The 578-nt window shown below is 51.7% G+C and carries 1 protein-coding gene and 1 pseudogene; both read left to right on the plus strand.

Annotated elements, in window-relative coordinates; genetic code table 11:
* Positions 1-117, plus strand: a pseudogene (locus ACTHTJ_RS10730) (SDR family NAD(P)-dependent oxidoreductase); the annotation flags it as partial.
* A gap of 50 nt (positions 118-167) precedes the next feature.
* On the plus strand, positions 168-578 hold a 411-nt coding region (locus ACTHTJ_RS10735), incomplete at its 3' end, for a ubiquinone biosynthesis accessory factor UbiJ (protein ID WP_440362670.1).

Consider the following 578-nt stretch of genomic DNA (forward strand, 5'->3'; position numbering starts at 1 on the left):
GAATTTTATACTGCCGAAGCGGCCAAACTCGGCCTGCCGGCTCCTGATTTCATCGTTGATGACAAAAGCAACGGCAAAATTGTAAATACCGTTTGCGCAGACGGGCTAAGCCTGTAAAATTGCGACTCAACCCATTCATCCGTTTCAGACGGCATTTAGAGTAAACCATGTCCGCCCTATTTCCCCTTATCAACCACCTGATACAGCAAAATCCAGAGCAACAGCGCGAGCTGTCTGAATTTGCAGGCAGCATCATCTGCATCAGCCTGACCGGTTTCAGACTGACCGGACGCATCAGCGAACAAGGTTTTCTTGAAACCGCAAACGACACCGCCGACACCAACATCACATTCCACAACAGCGCCATCCAAAAAATCCTCCAAGGAGGTCAGCCTGGCGTGGGCGACATCAGCCTCGAAGGCGACTTAGTATTGGGCATGTCCGTCCTTCCTATTTTGGGTGGACTGCGCTATTATCCGAGCGAAGATTTGGCGCGTGTATTCGGTCATGTGGCCGCAGAAAACATCAGCTCGCGTGCCGGCGACATCGGCCGCACCATGAAAAAAATCGGCAAAAGC

Source organism: Neisseria sp. P0018.S001, assembly GCF_051957355.1.
GTDB classification, from domain to species: Bacteria; Pseudomonadota; Gammaproteobacteria; order Burkholderiales; family Neisseriaceae; genus Neisseria; species Neisseria subflava_A.